Annotated in this window: 15 protein-coding genes, 1 tRNA gene and 1 other RNA gene; 5 read left to right on the top strand and 12 right to left on the bottom strand. The window is 42.1% G+C overall.

Annotation, left to right across the window (positions count from 1 at the left end):
• Window positions 1-147 precede the first annotated feature (147 nt).
• Genes ODU39_RS08455 through ODU39_RS08465 form a run of 3 tightly spaced genes read left to right on the top strand, consistent with a single transcriptional unit; the run spans window position 148 to window position 2,021 of the window.
• Window positions 148-522, top strand: coding sequence for a GntR family transcriptional regulator (locus ODU39_RS08455; protein WP_002935537.1), 375 nt, complete (start codon window positions 148-150; stop codon window positions 520-522).
• A complete protein-coding gene (locus tag ODU39_RS08460; RefSeq protein WP_023370791.1) occupies window positions 515-1,222 on the top strand; it encodes an ABC transporter ATP-binding protein in 708 nt (235 codons plus the stop codon). The genes ODU39_RS08455 and ODU39_RS08460 overlap by 8 nt, the downstream gene beginning before the upstream one ends.
• Before the next feature lie 16 nt (window positions 1,223-1,238).
• The gene (locus ODU39_RS08465) at window positions 1,239-2,021 is read left to right on the top strand and encodes an ABC transporter permease (RefSeq protein WP_105121383.1); all 783 of its coding nucleotides are present in this window, start codon (window positions 1,239-1,241) and stop codon (window positions 2,019-2,021) included.
• 44 nt (window positions 2,022-2,065) lie between these two features.
• On the opposite strand, the gene add is transcribed toward ODU39_RS08465, so the two are convergent.
• From add to ssrA, 3 genes are all read right to left on the bottom strand, one after another.
• Window positions 2,066-3,067 carry an adenosine deaminase gene (gene add, locus ODU39_RS08470; protein ID WP_169050567.1) on the bottom strand — a complete coding sequence of 334 codons (1,002 nt, stop codon included), beginning with the start codon at window positions 3,065-3,067 and terminating at the stop codon, window positions 2,066-2,068.
• Window positions 3,068-3,223: 156 nt separating this feature from the next.
• Window positions 3,224-3,311, bottom strand: a tRNA-Ser gene (locus ODU39_RS08475).
• Between the two features lie 2 nt (window positions 3,312-3,313).
• Window positions 3,314-3,661, bottom strand: a transfer-messenger RNA (tmRNA) gene (gene ssrA / locus ODU39_RS08480).
• A gap of 109 nt (window positions 3,662-3,770) precedes the next feature.
• On the opposite strand from ssrA, the gene ODU39_RS08485 reads away from it, so the two are divergent.
• A complete protein-coding gene (locus ODU39_RS08485; RefSeq protein ID WP_024385388.1) occupies window positions 3,771-4,364 on the top strand; it encodes a TVP38/TMEM64 family protein in 594 nt (197 codons plus the stop codon).
• A 37-nt stretch (window positions 4,365-4,401) separates the two neighbouring features.
• On the opposite strand, the gene aguB is transcribed toward ODU39_RS08485, so the two are convergent.
• The 9 genes from aguB to dnaG form a co-directional block, all read right to left on the bottom strand.
• A complete protein-coding gene (gene aguB, locus ODU39_RS08490) occupies window positions 4,402-5,277 on the bottom strand; it encodes an N-carbamoylputrescine amidase (RefSeq protein ID WP_105257477.1) in 876 nt (291 codons plus the stop codon).
• Window positions 5,278-5,693: 416 nt separating this feature from the next.
• Window positions 5,694-6,809 carry an agmatine deiminase gene (aguA, locus tag ODU39_RS08495; protein WP_398580229.1) on the bottom strand — a complete coding sequence of 372 codons (1,116 nt, stop codon included), beginning with the start codon at window positions 6,807-6,809 and terminating at the stop codon, window positions 5,694-5,696.
• Window positions 6,806-7,933 (bottom strand): carboxynorspermidine decarboxylase, encoded by a 1,128-nt coding sequence (gene nspC, locus ODU39_RS08500; protein ID WP_398580230.1) that lies wholly within the window; start codon window positions 7,931-7,933, stop codon window positions 6,806-6,808. The genes aguA and nspC overlap by 4 nt, the downstream gene beginning before the upstream one ends.
• Window positions 7,934-9,193 carry a saccharopine dehydrogenase family protein gene (locus ODU39_RS08505; protein WP_105257474.1) on the bottom strand — a complete coding sequence of 420 codons (1,260 nt, stop codon included), beginning with the start codon at window positions 9,191-9,193 and terminating at the stop codon, window positions 7,934-7,936.
• Window positions 9,190-10,050: a polyamine aminopropyltransferase gene (gene speE, locus ODU39_RS08510; RefSeq protein ID WP_044680298.1), complete on the bottom strand. Its 861-nt coding sequence runs from the start codon at window positions 10,048-10,050 to the stop codon at window positions 9,190-9,192. Before speE ends, ODU39_RS08505 begins: the two co-directional genes overlap by 4 nt.
• Before the next feature lie 2 nt (window positions 10,051-10,052).
• The gene (locus ODU39_RS08515; RefSeq protein ID WP_105257201.1) at window positions 10,053-11,501 is read right to left on the bottom strand and encodes an aminotransferase class I/II-fold pyridoxal phosphate-dependent enzyme; all 1,449 of its coding nucleotides are present in this window, start codon (window positions 11,499-11,501) and stop codon (window positions 10,053-10,055) included.
• A gap of 518 nt (window positions 11,502-12,019) precedes the next feature.
• On the bottom strand, window positions 12,020-12,343 hold the full coding sequence (locus ODU39_RS08520) for a metal-sulfur cluster assembly factor (RefSeq protein WP_002935553.1): 324 nt from the start codon (window positions 12,341-12,343) through the stop codon (window positions 12,020-12,022).
• Window positions 12,344-12,575: 232 nt separating this feature from the next.
• The gene (gene rpoD / locus ODU39_RS08525) at window positions 12,576-13,694 is read right to left on the bottom strand and encodes an RNA polymerase sigma factor RpoD (protein ID WP_002935555.1); all 1,119 of its coding nucleotides are present in this window, start codon (window positions 13,692-13,694) and stop codon (window positions 12,576-12,578) included.
• 2 nt (window positions 13,695-13,696) lie between these two features.
• Window positions 13,697-15,487 (bottom strand): DNA primase, encoded by a 1,791-nt coding sequence (dnaG, locus tag ODU39_RS08530; RefSeq protein WP_136670847.1) that lies wholly within the window; start codon window positions 15,485-15,487, stop codon window positions 13,697-13,699.
• A gap of 339 nt (window positions 15,488-15,826) precedes the next feature.
• Between dnaG and ODU39_RS08535 the strand changes: the two genes are divergently transcribed.
• The gene (locus tag ODU39_RS08535) at window positions 15,827-16,048 is read left to right on the top strand and encodes a hypothetical protein (protein ID WP_398580231.1); all 222 of its coding nucleotides are present in this window, start codon (window positions 15,827-15,829) and stop codon (window positions 16,046-16,048) included.
• Window positions 16,049-16,136 lie beyond the last annotated feature (88 nt).

A 16,136-nucleotide genomic window follows, 5' to 3' on the forward strand; every position in this document is an offset into this window, starting at 1 on the left:
TCCTTTTCATGTTTCTTCTATTATATCAAATATTTATCCAAAAATATTTTTTAAAAATTCAAAACATTTTTCTTGCTAATTTATATGATTTATTGTATTATTAATATAAGACATACACACGGGTGTCATCCTAGAAAGGAAACGATTATGGCTTGGAAATTTGATAATAACATCCCCATCTATATTCAAATCAGCAATACTATTAAATTGCAGATTGTGACCAATCAATTAAAATCTGGAGATAAACTTCCAACTGTTCGTGACTTAGCCGACATTGCTGGCGTCAATCCAAATACCGTTCAGCGCGCTTTGTCTGATTTAGAAACAGAAGGATTTGTTTACTCAGTACGCACAACAGGCCGTTTTGTAACGGATAATCAGGAATTGATTACACAAACTCGCCTTCATTTAGCCCAAAAGGAACTGGAGAACTTCGTGAACAATATGTTAGAATTGGGCTTCAGACACGATGAACTCACTAGCCAGTTAGATGATTATTTGAAAGGAGTTACTTATGAGTAACGCATATACTTTGGTTGAGCTACAGCAAGTTTCAAAATCTTATGGTGGAGCTGTCGCCCTAAATAATGTTAATTTGAAGTTAGCTGCCGGAAAAATCATAGGACTTTTGGGACCAAATGGTTCGGGTAAAACAACCATGATTAAATTGATCAACGGTCTGTTGCAGCCAGAATATGGTCAAGTATTGATCAATGGTCGCACACCATCGCCAGAAACCAAGGCAATTGTGTCTTATCTCCCAGATACCACTTATCTTGATGAACATATGAAAGTGCTCGAAGCAATTACATTTTTTGAAGATTTTTACGCTGATTTTGATAAGGAGCGTGCTCTCCATCTTTTACAAGATTTGGGTATTGATTTAAACAGTCGTATGAAACATCTCTCCAAGGGGAATAAGGAAAAAGTCCAGCTCATTCTGGTGATGAGCCGTCAAGCGCAGCTGTATGTTTTAGATGAGCCAATTGGTGGTGTTGACCCTGCCGCCCGAGACTACATTTTAAAAACCATCGTCAACAACTACTCTCCGACTGCTTCTGTTATTATCTCTACTCACTTAATTTCAGATGTTGAGCAAATTTTGGACGAGGTTATTTTCCTCCATTACGGAAGCGTTATTCGCCATGGGAATGTAGATGACTTGCGAATTGAAAGCGGAGAATCTATTGACGAACTCTTCCGCCAAGATTTTAAGGCTTAGTTAGAAGGAGATTGCTATGTTTAAAAAATTATTGAAATACGAATTTCAATCCGTAGGTAAATGGTATTTGGGAATTTATATTGCAGCTGTAGCCCTATCAGCAGTACTTGGTTTTTGGCTACAAGCGTTGGCCCTACGTACACAGGCTGGAAATACTGAACCTGGCGGTGGAGAGATGGTCTTATTGGGAACATCCTTTATGACTTTTGGTATTTTGATTGCCGCACTCTTCTTGTCAACATTTGTTCTAGTAATCAACCGTTTTAGAAAAAATGTTTATGGTCGACAAGGTTATCTCACTATGACCCTGCCGGTATCTAGCCATCAGATCATCTTAAGCAAACTACTTGCCTCTATTGTTTGGTATGTCTTGGCAGGTATTACTTGCTTACTTTCAATTGGAATCATCCTTGCAGTCATTCTAGCAGCAAGCGAGGAAGCCGTTACGCCAGAAATACAAACTTTTGTTCAAGCTATCGACTGGACTGTTTTACTTAGTCAGCTTGTCTATTATTTAATTGAAATTACCACTGGTATCCTTTTGATCTACTTCTCTATATCTGTCGGTCAATTATTCAAGGATCATCGCTTCCTCTTTGCAATCTTGACTTATATCGGCATTCTCATCGTTACTGGAGTATTTAGCACTTTCTTTGTCCTAAGTAACCTAGGAGCAGCTTATTCTACACCATTTTCTCTCTATCCAAGTCCAGTCTTAGCATTAGTCAATATTATCCTAGCTTTTGCTTACTACTTTGGAACCCACTTCATTATGACAAAGAAATTAAATCTACAATAAAAAAGCTCCTTACTGGTCTAATCAACCGGTATAGAGCTTTTTTCTTAATACTGTTGGTCTAGGAATTCCAACAAAACTTTCTTTTCTACTTCGCTGGCAAAACTTGCCTGAATAGCGTTTTGATTGAAGCGATAAAAATCAGCCTTGCTAGTCCCAAAATATTCTACAAATAATTGATATTCTCTATTAAGTGTAGTATTAGAAACGGTACGATTATCTGTATTGATTGTGATGTTTGCTCCTGCCTCAACTAGCTCACGATATGGAAAATATTCAATCGAATCAGCTGCACCAGTTTGAAGATTCGATGTTAGACACATTTCAAGTGTTGCTCCGCTATTGACAAAAGCTTGGATAGCTTCAGGATTGCGAGTAAGTGCTGTACCATGACCAATCCTTCTAATCCCAAGTTCAAGAGCTTGAATCACATTGGTCACACATCCACATTCTCCGGCATGGAAAGTCATGGGATAACCTAGTGACTGAGTAAATTGAATAATATCCCGAAGTTCTTCCGTAGGATAGTCTGCTTCATTTCCTGCGAAATCAAATCCCACAAGTCCTTTTGGTGCCAAATCAGCAATAGCCGAAAAGAGTTCCTTCGTTTGATTCGGATTCGTTTGCTTTAAACCACAAACCAAAAGTTTAGCAACCACTCCAAAATCTTCCTGCCCCCTGTTTAGTCCAACTAAAACTGCTGAGACCGCTTCTAAAACAGTCAAGTCTTGATCCGTCGACAGTTCCGGTGCAAAACGAACCTCAATGTAAATAATCTTATCCCTTGCAGCTTGTCGTACAAGATCATAGGCTGCCAATTCTAAAGCTGATGCAGTTTGTAAGAGTGGACGAACAAAATCAAATAACTTTAAATAAGCCATTAAACTATCAACTTTTCCATGAACACTAACTAATTTTCTTAATGCTTCATCTTCTGCAGGAATAGTGATTTTAGCCATCTGTGCCAATTGTCGAATAACTCCGAGGGACAATGAGCCATCCAAATGACAATGCAACTCTGTTTTGACCAATTCATTTACATTCAACACTGCTAACACAACCTCCGTCTGGTATATTGTTAACTATCATATCATATTTTTGAAGAAAAACAAGAATTTTACCATAAAACCTGAACTTTCATTTATTTTCAGTTGTATCATTCACAGACAAAAAAGAACGACTATCAGTCGTTCTTCAATAACATACGGAAGACATGGGATTCGAACCCACGCACGCTGTTACACGCCTACCGCGTTTCCAACACGGCCTCTTGAGCCTCTTGAGTAATCTTCCATATATGGAGCTGGTGGGAGTCGAACCCACGTCCAAACACCTGCTAACTTATTCGTCTACAACCATAGGTTATGTCTTGCTTTAACTTGAACTCGATACATAACTCAAACCTAGACCAAGCGAGTCAGTAAATCTCTTTTGGAACTGCCTGACTCAATCCCAACGTAGCTTGCTATTTTAAGACCAATCAGCAAACACAAGCAATTCGCGACTGGTCACGCAGGCAGATTATTAAGCTGCTAATGCGTAAGTGTTTGTATTTTTTGCAGTTATATTTAACTGGCATTTTTACATCTGCCGATGAGTTGCAGAACAAGCCTCATAATGCCTGTCGAATCCGTAACAACCCCGTAGGATTTGATACAGGAATTATTATAGCAGAATTTTTTATAAATAGCAAAATTATTTTACATTCTCCTTACAATTTAAAAAAATTTTGAAATATGGTAAAATGGGGGTATGTATAAATTTTGGCAAAAAACCATTCAAGTATTAAGTATTTTGACCCTTATCGGGACTGCTATTTTTCTGTTTTGGCTCTACAAGATTGGCATTTTGAACGACCAAAATGTCTTAAGCGATTTAATCAAAAGCCAAGGTGCTTTAGGTAGCCTCTCCTTTTTAGCTATTCAGATTATTCAAGTTGTATTTCCGATTATTCCAGGCGGTGTGACGACTGTTGTGGGTTTCCTCGTATTTCATTTTTGGTGGGGATTCTTTCTCAATTATCTTGGAATTTCAATCGGTAGTATCATCCTTTTCTGGTTGGCTCGTCGCTATGGAAAGAAATTTTGTCTCCTCTTCATGTCTGAAGATACGTTTTACAAATATGAAAGCAAAATTGATAATAAACGTAGTTATGAAATTTTCTTTATTCTCTGCATGCTTTCTCCCATTTCTCCAGCTGACATAGTGGTGATGATTACTGGATTAACAAGCATGAGTTATCGGAAATTTATTATTATCACTTTACTTTGTCGCCCCTTCTCAGTTGTGGCCTATAGCTTCTTTTGGATCTATGGAAGCCAATGGTTGCAACAATTATTAGGATAAAGATGAACACCCTTATCTTCGGACAAGGGTGTTTTGTTTATTCTACAATCTGCTGATACATATACGGTCGACGGTCTCTAAAGAGTCCCCAATCCAAACGCTCACGCGCTCCCTTGTCCAAATCATAAGTGGCAAGTAAGATTATCTCTTCCTCACGTCCAGCCTTGGTCAAAATGTCTCCTGTTTCATCTGTCAAGAAAGAGGAGCCATAGAAACGCAAGCTAGACGATTGACCGCCATTTTCTTCAGATGGCTGCACTTCTTCCAAGCCGATACGGTTGGCTGCAATGACTGGCGTGATGTTAGCCGCCGCATGGCCCTGCATAGTCCGCTGCCAATGGCCTTGACTGTCTGTATCCAAAATCGGCTCTGAGCCGATAGCTGTTGGATAAAAGAGTAATTCTGCTCCATTCAGTGCCAAACAGCGAGCTGTTTCTGGAAACCATTGGTCCCAACAGATGCCAATACCAATCTTGGCATAACGTGTTTCCCAGACCTTGAATCCAGTATTTCCAGGCGTGAAGTAAAACTTCTCCTGATAATAATGATCGTCAGGGATATGAGTCTTGCGGTAAACTCCCAAAATACTACCATCCGCATCAATGACCGCAATGGAATTATACAGGCTATTTCCATCTTTTTCATAGAAGGAAATAGGCAAGACAACCTGCAATTCCTTGGCAATAGGAATAAAGTGCTGAACAGCATCATTCTCATCTACAGACTTGGCATAGTTATAATAATCATACTGGCGTTCTTGACAAAAATAAGGACGCTCAAAGAGTTCAGGCAGGAGAATAATCTGCGCTCCCTGACCAGCAGCCTGTCTGACCAAACGCTCTGCAGTCACCAGATTTTCCCAAAGGTTCTGACTACACTGCATCTGGATAGCTGCTACAGTAACATTTCTCATATTATTTATCCTTTTCATAAATTCTTTATGGGAGATAGAATGTACCTGAGATACGGAAAGGCGGTACAGGCTATACTAGAGTATGCCAAACCGACTTGACGCTATATCAGGGACTAAGTTCATGCACACCACCACTTTTTAGAGGTGGAGTCAACATCTCAGCACAGTGGTTGATTGGGTTTAACAGTCCAGTGGACTGTTAAAGGTTGGAGATAAGATTTGCGAAGCAAATCTCAGCAATTCGTGTTTTACACTCCAAATCTGACCTAACGAATGTTGCGAACTTTGTTCGCTTTATTCCCAACCTCAAACTGTCCCCCAGACAGTTTAAGCTGTGCGGGGGTGGGAGTAAAACGGTCTGGGGATAGACCGTTTTAGCTCAACAACTAAAAATAAAGACTCGTTGATGAATTCTTTTAACAATTTGCGAGTTCTGTCCCACTCCCATAAAGTGGAATTTGCTGGGTGATACAGTGTATATTCCCACCTCCTAGCAGGATGTCGCGGGCTGGTATACTGACGACTTTTCTGCTTGGAAAAAGCTGCGCTAGGAGATGCAGTGCCTGAGCATCATGCTCATCATCAAACTGGGGCACCAGAACCGCACCGTTGCTGACGTAAAAATTCACATAGGAAGCCGCCAAGCGTTCTCCAACAGTCCTTTCTTCCTCCCCTGCTTCATAGACATAGCCTGGCAAGTCCTCTTCTGTTATTAGAATAGGATGTTTGGGAATAGGCAGTTTGTGGATGGTCAATTTTCTGCCCTTGGCATCCACTTGCTTTTCCAAGTAGTCCAAATCAGCCTTGGACATGGCATACTGGGGGTCTGCCTCATCATCCGTCCAGGCTAAAACTATCTCAGCTGGGCCAACAAAGGCCGCAATATTGTCCACATGTTCGTTGGTTTCATCATTGAAAATTCCGTATGGAAGCCAGAGGACCTTTTCTGCTCCGAGAATATCTAGAAGCACTTGCTCAATCTGGTTCTTGGTCAGATGAGGATTGCGGCCTGGGCTCAGTAAACAGGATTCGGTCACCAAGATTGTTCCTTCACCATCGCTATGGATGGCTCCACCTTCTAGGACAAAGGGATGGGCATCGTGGACTGGCAGACCGATGGCCTGACTGAAGCGACTAGCCACCTGATCATCTGCCTCATAGTCCTGATAAAGACCATCATAGCTTCCGCCCCAAGCGTTAAAGGCCCAATCGACAGACAAAGCTCTGCCATTTTCATGAACCAAAACCGTCGGACCTGTATCACGCGCCCAAGCGTCGTTGGTGGGGATGTCCAGGTAGGTTACACCATCACCCAGCATGGATTGAGCCTCTTCACGGTGTGCCTCATCGACCAAGAGATAGACCTGCTCGCTTTCAGCAATGGTTTTAATGACCTGGCTGAAGGCTTTTTTTGCCCCCTGACCATCAAAAGGCCAGGATCCTGGGCGAGTCGGCCACACCATGAGGGTTCCATGATGGGGCTCATACTCAGCAGGCATGCGGTAACCCGCTGCTTTTGGACTTTCTATCATGACAACCTCCCTTTGAAATCTTCATAGCCAAAGCTTTTGATAATTCGACAGTCGCCTGTCTGATCCATCAAGACCAGACTTGGCAGACCAATACCGTTGAAGGTATTATTTTTAACAAAGGAATAGATTGCCATATCTTCAAAGTAGAGCTTGTCGCCAATCTCCACAGGCTTTTCAAAGGAATAATCGCCGATGATGTCGCCCGTCAGACAGGTATTGGAAGATAGTCTGTAAGTATTGGTCTTCTCACCAGCCTCAAAGCCATGACGAAGCGGTGGGCGATAGGGCATTTCCAAGACATCCGGCGTGTGACAGGTGGCCGAAGCATCCAGCACCAAGGTTTCAATACCATTTTCAACAATGTCTAAAACTTCTGTCACCAGATAGCCCGCATTGAGGGCGATGGCTTCACCAGGCTCAATGTAGACTTCTAATCCATAGGTTTCCTGCATGTGCTGGATAGAGGAAATCAGCAAGTCCAGATCATAATCCTCTCTGGTCACATGATGACCTCCGCCCATATTGAGCCATTTAATACGATGTAGATAGGGACCGAACTTGGCCTCGACAGCCTCCAAGGTGGTTTTCAAATCATCCGAATTTTGCTCACAGAGAGTGTGAAAATGCAGGCCATCCACCAAGTCCAGCAGGTCTTCTGAAAACTGGTCAATGCGAACACCGAAGCGAGAACCTGCTGCGCAGGGGTCATAGAGGGCATGATCCCCTTGGGTCGAACATTCTGGATTGATCCGCAGACCGACACTGACTCCAGCTGCTCGGCATTTGTCCACGTGCTTGCGCAATTGGCGCTCAGAATTAAAGACGATATGGTCTGCAATTTCCAAAATCTCCTCCAAATCCGCCTCCTTGAAAGCTGGGGCAAAGACATGGACTTCGCCCCCAAACTCCTCACGACCCAGCTTAGCTTCATAGAGTCCTGATGCGGTTGTTCCAGCCAGATACTGCCTGATTAGCGGATAAGTGGCATACATGGAGAAGGCTTTTTGTGCCAAGAGCACCTTGCAGCCTGTTTGGTCCTGGACAGACTTGAGAATTTCTAGATTGTTTACCAGCTTAGCTTCGTCAATGACATAGGCTGGTGTTGGGACTTGATCAATTCTCATCTAGTCCACTAAAACAGGATTTTCTACTACTTGCCAAGGCAATCCATATTGGTTGAGCAAGTCCATAAATGGATCTGGATCCAATTCTTCCAAGTTGTAAACGCCTGGTTTTTTCCAAGTTCCGTCCATGACAAGCTTGGTTCCAATCATAGCTGGCACGCCAGTTGTGTAGGAAATAGCCTGGGAACCGACCTCTTTGTAGCACTCTTGATGGTCACATACGTTGTAAATGTAGATGGTCTTCTCCACACCGTCTTTGACACCTGTGAAAATACAACCAATATTGGTTTTCCCAACAGTGCGTGGACCAAGGCTGGCAGGGTCTGGCAAGAGAGCTTTGAGGAATTGAATTGGCACTACTTCTTGTCCGTTAAAGTTGATTGGGTCAGTCCGCAAGAGTCCAACATTTTCCAAGCATTTCATGTGAGTCAAGTAGGATTGACCAAAAGTCATAAAGAAGCGAATGCGTTTGACACCTGGAATGTTTTTAGCCAGTGACTCGATTTCTTCATGGTGGAGAAGATACATGTCTTTCTGACCCACTTCTGGGAAATCATATTCTCGCTTGATAGACATAGCTTCAACTTCCACCCATTTGCCATTTTCCCAGTAGGAACCTGGTGCTGAAACCTCACGCAAGTTGATTTCAGGGTTAAAGTTGGTCGCAAATGGGTACCCATGGTCTCCACCATTACAATCTAAGATATCGATATAGTGGATTTCATCGAAATAGTGTTTCAAAGCGTAAGCAGAAAATACACTGGTCACACCTGGATCAAATCCGGAGCCCAAAAGCGCTGTCAGCCCTGCTTTTTCAAAACGCTCCTTATAAGCCCACTGCCATGAGTAATCAAAGTAGGCTGTAAATCCTTCTTCTTCACAACGCTTTTCGTAAATAGCACGCCATTCAGGATTTTCAGTATCTTCACTTTCATAATTGGCTGTATCAATGTAGTCCACACCAGTCGCCAAGCAAGCGTCCATAATGGTCAAATCTTGGTATGGGAGGGCAACGTTTAAAACAGCTTTTGGCTGGTAGCTTTCAATCAAGGCAATCACTTCTTCTACTTTGTCCGCATCCACTTGGGCAGTTTCAATTTTTACGGAAGTTTTTCCTTCTAAGACAGCTTTCAAATCATCACACTTTGACTTGGTACGGCTGGCAATCATGACCTCTTTGAAAGTATCTTCTGCCTGACACACTTTACTGATGGCCACTTGGGCTACACCACCGCAACCAATGACTAATAAACGACTCATTTTCTTTTCTCCTCTTCTTCTAAAATGTCTTCTACATAGCGGGGCAAGAGAAATGCTCCCACATGAAGGTTAGCTGTATAATATTCTGTAAAAAGCTCGCGCGCTTTCCATTTTTCCTTATCATAATCCTCAATTGGATGGTATTTTTTCGAAGCAAATCCAAATAACCAATAACCTGCTGCTGAAGTTGGGATATGGGCTTGATAGACACGACTAATGGGAAATGATTGACTAGCCTTCCGATGCATGGAACGAAAGGCGGACTCATCTTCGTCATAAAATGGCGAACCATGTTGATAGACCATAATACCATCTTCCTTCAAAGCTCGGTAGGCATTACCGTAAAATTCCTTAGTAAAGAGCCCTTCCGTATGTCCAAATGGATCTGTCGCATCATTGATGATGATGTCATACTCATTTTCACAATTGCGCAAGAAACGCAGGCCATCCTGCAAATAAACCTCGACCCGCTCATCTTCCAAGCCAGAGGCATAGTCTGGGAAATACTGACGACACACTTCAACTAACAACTCATCTGGCTCTACTACATCAATGCGTTCGATTTCAGGATACATACTGAGAACTTGGGCAACGCCACCATCTCCTCCACCTAAAATCAAAATTTTCTTAGGATTGGGATGAACTGCCATGGGCACATGGACGGCCATTTCGTTGTAAACAAAATCATCTGCATCTGAAAAGAGAACCCGACCATTAAGGGTCAAAATCTTTCCAAAGGCTGGCGAGTCCAACACAGCAATGTCCTGAAATTCACTCTTGCCAGCATAGAGCTGCTGGCTGGTCCGAATGGATAACTTAACATCTGGCGTTTGGACTTCTGAAAACCACATTTCCATCTTTAGCCCTCCTTTATAACGTTTATGTAGTTGACATCTGGATCTTCCGTACCTTGGACGGAGCAACCGCGCTCCTTGGCGAAAATGATGTAGTCAACAATTTCCTGGGTCACTCGTTCTCCAGGGGCCAAAAGAGGAATGCCAGGCGGGTAGCACATGACAAATTCCCCGCAGACCTGACCAACTGCTTCTTGCAGGGAACGGCTTTCCCGCTCTGCATAAAAGGCTTCCTGCGGTGACAAGACCAGCTGCGGCTGGATGTACTCACCTGAAATCAGGTCCGAACCATCTCGTGAGTAAAGACGCTTGATATCTGCCAGAGCTCCCACCAGCCGCTCGATGTCCTGCAAGCGGTCACCGATTGAAATATAAGCCAAGATATTGCCAATATCACCAAATTCAATCTGGATGTCGTACTCATCCCGCAGCAAATCATAGACTTCAATCCCTGTCAGACCAATGCCCTGTGTATAGATGGAGAGCTTGGTTACATCAAAATCATGCACCGTTTTGCCATCAATTAATTCCTTGGAATAGGCATAGTAGCCACCGATGGCATTGATTTCACGACGAGCATACTCAGACATTTCAATAACTTTTTCAAAGGATTCCTTGCCTCGAAGGGCCAGATTTCTCCGTGAAATATCCAGACTAGCCAACAAGAGATAGGAAGCGGATGTTGACTGGGTCAGATTGATAATCTGGCGGACATATTCCACATTCATATCTGGACCGACCAATAAAAGCGAGCTCTGGGTCAGACTACCACCTGACTTATGCATGGAAACAGCTGCCATATCAGCCCCCACATCCATAGCCGCCTCTGGCAATTTGTCCGAAAAATGCAAATGAGCTCCGTGGGCCTCATCTACCAAAACTTTCATACCCGCTGCGTGAGCTTTCTCAGTCAAGCTACGCAGGTCCGAGCAGATGCCATAATAAGTCGGATTGTTAATCAAGACAGCAACAGCATCAGGATGCTCTGCAATGGCCCGTTCAAAGGCAGCATTTTCCAAGGCAAGAGCAATGCCAATCCGTGGCTCCACGCTCATATCCACATAGACAGGGATGGCGCCACAAAGGACAAGGGCATTGAGGGCTGACTTGTGGACATTTCGGGGAAGGATAATCTTATCGCCCGCCTTACAGGTCGCTAGAATCATGGTCTGGACAGACGAAGTAGTCCCTCCAACCATGAGAAAGGCATGACTGGCACCAAAGGCTTCTGCCGCCAATTCCTCCGCCTCTCGAATAATAGAGACAGGATGCCCTAGATTATCCAAAGGCTTCATGGAATTGACATCAATCCCCACGCATTTTTCTCCTAACAGTTCGACCAACTCTGGATTACCCCGTCCCCGTTTGTGTCCTGGGACATCAAAGGGAACAATCCGTTTCCGGCGTAACTGTTCCAACCCCTGATAAATAGGGGCTTGGTGTTGATTTTTCATATTGAAAAACTCCTTTGCTTGATGGACTCCCACCCTTTTTTAAACAAGTAAAAAGAGCAGGGTTCATCCTGCTCTACAATCCAAATCGACGTTTTTTATTCTTCTCTTGAGTTTATGTGCCTACCGTTTCCTACTCTCCAGTGCAAATATATACGTACTTTATTGACCGTTTCACAAGATGACGTGTGCTTTCACCACACTAAATTTGATATACGAATTAGGGATGAACCCTAAAATCAACTTATAAAATGTAGGCTTTTAACCCTATCAATAATGTGGCTTACGCCACGCTTCGGCATTCGACCCGCCTGTCCGTAGGCTTTGGTTATGATCAATAGCAGAGCTACTCATCCCATATAGGTCTGATATTTGCTAGAATAGGTATGACTACTTTTCCTAGGCCTGTTTATTGTAACACGGAAATTTCTCTTTGACAAGTATAATTTTTAATATTTTTTACAAAAAATCCAAACATTAATAAAAAAATGGCTTCAAACGTTCGAAACCATTTTATTTTTTTATTTAATTCCTAATGCAATTCGAGCATAACGACTCATTTTTTGAACGGTCCAAGCTGGTGACCAAACCAGTCTCACATCTACTTCTGTTACTTCAGGAACATCCTTCAGTACATCATGAATTTGATCGGTAATTAGATCAGCTAATGGACAACCCATGGTCGTCAAGGTCATATCAATTTCAGCCTTGCCCTCAATAAATCGGATTTCATAAATTAGCCCTAAATTGATAATATCAATACCTAGCTCAGGGTCAATCACATCTTCAAGAGCATGAAAAATACGCTCCTGAATGTCTTTAATTTGATCTTCTGTGTACGTCATTTTTCTCTCTTTCTTGTTCACAATTTCAATACTAGAAAAGAAACAAACCAAGTTTGTGTCAAATTAGCCCACTGGACGTTACGCTCCCTTTCTAATTTCAAGGGGAGCGGTTGATTTTGTCTTCCAGACAGCCTACTCTCTTATTTTCAAGCAGGCGTTAAAAACGTCCACTGGACGTTAACCTCGCTTTCTTATTTCTAGGCTCGGGTTAAAACACCACGCCAGTGGTGTTTTAATCCTCTATAAAATCTCTGAGTGGTTTGCTGCGGGATGGGTGGCGGAGTTTACGGAGGGCTTTAGCTTCGATTTGGCGGATGCGTTCACGGGTTACGTTAAAGACTTTACCAACATCTTCAAGCGTGCGCATTTTACCATCATCTAAACCAAAACGAAGACGCAATACGTTTTCCTCACGGTCAGTAAGAGTATCCAATACCTCATCTAACTGTTCACGAAGAACGACACGAGTTGTGTAATCAACTGGATTTTCAATGACTTCGTCTTCAATAAAATCTCCAAGATGACTATCATCTTCTTCACCAATTGGGGTTTCGAGCGAGACAGGCTCTTGTGCAATCTTGAGGATTTCACGAACTTTCTCAGGCGTCATATCCATACGCTCAGCGATTTGCTCTGGCGTTGGATCTTGGCCCAATTCTTGCAAGAGATTGCGTTGCTCACGGACCAATTTGTTAATGGTTTCTACCATGTGAACAGGAATACGGATTGTACGCGCTTGGTCAGCAATGGCACGAGTGATAGCCTGACGAATCCACCAGGTTGCATAGGTTGAAAACTTGAATCCTTTAGAGTAGTCAAACTTGTCAACAGCCTTCATCAAGCCCATGTTTCCTTCTTGAATCAAGTCAAGGAACTGCATACCACGCCCTACATAACGCTTAGCAATGGAAACAACCAAACGCAAATTGGCTTCAGCCAAACGTTGTTTCGCTTCTGGGTCACCTGCTTCAACCGCCAATGCCAATTCTTGCTCTTCCTCGTTGGTCAAAAGAGGTACAACACCAATTTCTTTCAAATACATGCGGACTGGGTCGTTCACTTTTGCAGAAGTGCTTCCGAGCAATTCTTCATCAGATAATTCTGGTTCTTCCTCTACCTGCATAGCACGAGCAGAAGGATTCCCTTCTTTATCGACAATCGAAATCCCTGCGTCCTGAATACGTTGGAGCAAATCATCGATTCCGTCAGCATCAAGCGTAAATGGAATAACCAGTTGGTCATTGATTTCATCGTCTGTAGCTGAACCTTGTTTTTTATGGTTACGGATAAATTCGGCAACTTGTACATCAAAAGTAGTTACTTCTGTTTTTTTATCTTTTTTATTTGTCATATTTACTCCATTTGTCTTCTTCTATCGAGGAGTTTTTGCAACTCATCGAGGGCAATATCTGCATTTCCCACATGGGAATGTTCACGGATTTTCCGTGCTAGGTGCTGGTTCTCCTTCTTTAACAATTCCTTGTCTCGCCGAATTTCTAATTCTTCGATTTCGTGTGGAGACACTTCATTAGGTAAACGTTCTTCCTGCATACGATACCAAGCCTGTTGAGCGGAATCGTTCAACTGTGATAGTTCAAAACTGGTAATTTCCCCAGATTTTTTTAACATATCATAAATAGCTTGCAATTCTGGCGTCGCAAAATAAAAATCTTCTCGTAAACGGAACTCATTGAGAATATAAGGATGTTCAACCATCCGATAAAGTAAATGGTTTTCTGTTCGAATAAGACTCGTTATACGAGCAATCGTTTGGACTGGTGGCAAATAAGACTGACCAGTCTGTGATTGAAATACCTGTTGTGTTCTCTCCTGGCGCTGGTTCAGACGAACAGCATTTACTGCCTGTTCCACCTGATTATAATCAAAGTCAGAAAGTAAATCCGCCACCTTATAAATATAAGAATTTTGAGCTGTAATGGATGATACTTTGGCAATAATTGGTGCAATCTTATCTACAAACTCAATCTGCATTTGTAGATTGTCAGGATTTTCAGGTTTCAAGTATTGAATCAAAAACTCTACATCGCTGATTCGTGACTTGGTTAAAACCTGTTGCAAGGCTTCTTCCGAATTTTTCTGCAAAAATTCATCTGGGTCCATATTATCTGGCAAACTCACGATTTCAACCTGAAAATCTTGTAGTTCGTCCAGCGCCTTCATGGTAGCTGCCTGTCCAGCCTTATCCCCATCATAAGTCAGAACAATTTTCTTACAAAACTTAGCTAGGTGTGCAACATGCTCTCTTGTCAAAGCTGTTCCCATGGAAGCCACTGCATTATCAATCCCTACACGATGAGCAGCAATAACATCTAGAAAACCTTCCATGAGATAGGCTTCACGTTGCTTCTTAATAACCGCTTTAGCCTTGTCCAAATGATACAATTCATAGCTTTTATTGAAAATCGCAGTACTACGAGAGTTTTTATACTTAGCTAATTGTTTATTGTTTAGATCTTCTTCGGTCCAAATCCGACCTGAAAAAGCTACAATTCGACCATATTCATCCGCCAAGGGGAAAATAATCCTCGCTTGAAAGGCGTCATAAATAATATTATTCTCACTTGGATTGAACAAACCCGAATTCAATAGACTTTCTTCGTCATATTGACCTGATAGTTTTTGGTAAAGAATATTCTGTTCGGCCGGAGCTAAGCCTAGCTGGAATGTTTTTATGACATCATCTGTCAAGCCACGTTGGTGTAGATAAGCTCTAGCTTCCTCACCCATTTTGGTTGTCATCAAAAGGGCATGATAAAACTTTGCGGCATCCCGATGAATATCATACAGGACCTGATGCGGACTAATCCTTTTCTCCTCTTGATGATAGGAAGGAATTACATCTACTTGAAACCCTGCCTTCTCAGCTAAGATAGCTGCCGCATCCGCAAAAGAAACACCACGAACTTCTTCGACAAACTTGAATACATCTCCGGACTTACCACATCCAAAACAATGGTAGAACTGCTTATCTTCAATCACATTGAAAGACGGGGTTTTCTCCCCATGAAAAGGGCAAAGACCGACATAATTACGTCCGGCCTTAGTCAAAGCAACCGTTTCACCAATAACGTCAACGATATTGAGAGCTTGTTTTATTTCAGTAATTTTATCCTTTGAAAGCACATTCCCTCCTCATATCATACTAGCTAATTTAAAAAGTGAACACTCTTCCCTTAGTTTAACATACTCTATTGTATACTAAATATGGGAAAATGTAAAATTTCTAAAACAAATTGCTTGTAAAATATTTTTTTATGGGTATAATAGGTTAAGTAAAATATTTATGAAAGGACATATTTAGGATATGTTGAAAGATTTAAAAGCATTTTTCGGGAGTTTGACAGTTTGAATGACACAAAAGTGCTCTAATCGTTGATATAGCGCTATTTTTTTGTCAAATTTTTGTATATATTTCTTGCGTACTTTCTCGTACTGTGGTATAATAGAGTGAGGTGCGAATCTATGAGAGTTAAAAAATCAGTATCTAAAAATACAATTAATTATGCCATTATCAAAGATATTAAGTTTGGCAATAAAAGAACTTCTACCATTGTCGAAAATCTCGGCAATCATGAAACTCTTCAACAGCTACATCCCGAAATGGAACCTATGGAATGGGCAAAATTGCGGGCTAAAGAGTTAACCCGGGAGTTTGACAGTTTGAATGACACAAAAGTGCTCTAATCGTTGATATAGCGCTATTTTTTTGTCAAATTTTTGTATATATTTCTTGCGTACTTTCTCGTACTGTGGTATAATAGAGTGAGGTGCG

Origin of the sequence: Streptococcus sp. 2021WUSS126, from assembly GCF_044427255.1 — a bacterium.
In the GTDB taxonomy this organism is placed as follows: domain Bacteria; phylum Bacillota; class Bacilli; order Lactobacillales; family Streptococcaceae; genus Streptococcus; species Streptococcus hashimotonensis.

Bases quoted from the DNA above. Each gene is read 5' to 3' on its own strand.
- ODU39_RS08455 (WP_002935537.1), top strand. From the start codon at position 148: ATGGCTTGGAAATTTGATAATAACATCCCCATCTATATTCAAATCAGC.
- ODU39_RS08460 (WP_023370791.1), top strand. From the start codon at position 515: ATGAGTAACGCATATACTTTGGTTGAGCTACAGCAAGTTTCAAAATCT.
- ODU39_RS08465 (WP_105121383.1), top strand. From the start codon at position 1,239: ATGTTTAAAAAATTATTGAAATACGAATTTCAATCCGTAGGTAAATGG.
- ODU39_RS08485 (WP_024385388.1), top strand. From the start codon at position 3,771: ATGTATAAATTTTGGCAAAAAACCATTCAAGTATTAAGTATTTTGACC.
- aguB (WP_105257477.1), bottom strand. From the start codon at position 5,277: ATGAGAAATGTTACTGTAGCAGCTATCCAGATGCAGTGTAGTCAGAAC.
- aguA (WP_398580229.1), bottom strand. From the start codon at position 6,809: ATGATAGAAAGTCCAAAAGCAGCGGGTTACCGCATGCCTGCTGAGTAT.
- nspC (WP_398580230.1), bottom strand. From the start codon at position 7,933: ATGAGAATTGATCAAGTCCCAACACCAGCCTATGTCATTGACGAAGCT.
- ODU39_RS08505 (WP_105257474.1), bottom strand. From the start codon at position 9,193: ATGAGTCGTTTATTAGTCATTGGTTGCGGTGGTGTAGCCCAAGTGGCC.
- speE (WP_044680298.1), bottom strand. From the start codon at position 10,050: ATGGAAATGTGGTTTTCAGAAGTCCAAACGCCAGATGTTAAGTTATCC.
- ODU39_RS08515 (WP_105257201.1), bottom strand. From the start codon at position 11,501: ATGAAAAATCAACACCAAGCCCCTATTTATCAGGGGTTGGAACAGTTA.
- ODU39_RS08520 (WP_002935553.1), bottom strand. From the start codon at position 12,343: ATGACGTACACAGAAGATCAAATTAAAGACATTCAGGAGCGTATTTTT.
- rpoD (WP_002935555.1), bottom strand. From the start codon at position 13,694: ATGACAAATAAAAAAGATAAAAAAACAGAAGTAACTACTTTTGATGTA.
- ODU39_RS08535 (WP_398580231.1), top strand. From the start codon at position 15,827: ATGAGAGTTAAAAAATCAGTATCTAAAAATACAATTAATTATGCCATT.